The organism is Streptococcus sp. WM07, assembly GCF_004570525.1.
GTDB lineage: Bacteria > Bacillota > Bacilli > Lactobacillales > Streptococcaceae > Streptococcus.
Genome location: NZ_SPPZ01000135.1, coordinates 1 through 696, shown reverse-complemented (window position 1 = coordinate 696; position 696 = coordinate 1). Strand labels below are relative to the sequence as shown.

At 36.9% G+C, this 696-nt stretch carries 2 pseudogenes; one reads left to right on the top strand and one right to left on the bottom strand.

The features are described from left to right. Window positions 1-119 (top strand): annotated as a pseudogene (locus E4T71_RS10355) (IS630 family transposase); the annotation flags it as partial. A gap of 35 nt (window positions 120-154) precedes the next feature. Here the strand turns inward: E4T71_RS10355 and E4T71_RS10530 are convergent. Continuing rightward, window positions 155-571, bottom strand: a pseudogene (locus E4T71_RS10530) (winged helix-turn-helix domain-containing protein); the annotation flags it as partial. Window positions 572-696 lie beyond the last annotated feature (125 nt).

The following is a 696-nucleotide window of genomic DNA, read 5'->3' as shown; positions in this document are numbered from 1 at the left end:
TTAAATCATTGAATGACGTCATTGATCAGTTGCAAGAAGTTATCCAAAGCTTATCAACTACTCGCTTACGATCGATTGTCCATAGAGAATGGATATCTGCTAATTTTGATTCTGAATGAGTATTATAAGTTAGTTTTTGCCCAGCCTCTGCTTTTTTGGGATGTTCAGGACGAGGAGAAACTTTTCTCCATCCATTACGCTTTAGCAGTCGATAAAAACCAGCTTTGGTGGTTTTACGACCGAGCTGCTCTTGGTAAGCTTCATAGAGAGAGTCGATTGTTATAAACTCACCCTTTACAGCAGAAGATAGCTGTTGACTTAAAAATTCCTGTTCTTCATCAACCGTCATATAAGCATGCCGACGACCTCCTCGAGCATCAGAAACAAGGGCCTGTAAACCATCTTCTAGATATTTCTTAGTTAGTCTCCAAATAGTATCATGAGAAAGATCAAGTATCTCCATAATAGTTTTATAGGGAGTATTAGTCGCTCTAAGATAAACCGCTTGAATTCGTTTATGATAGGAGGATAAATCTTTAGTTTTTAGGGCAGTTTTTAATTCATTAATCATTTCGTAAGCGCCCAATAACAGAGTATATTGACAAAACTCCAAGATTATAAGCAGATTGCTTTTAATCTTGGAGTTTTCTTTATCTACAATTCTCTTGGATTTTTGGAGCCCATGGTAAATAAGCC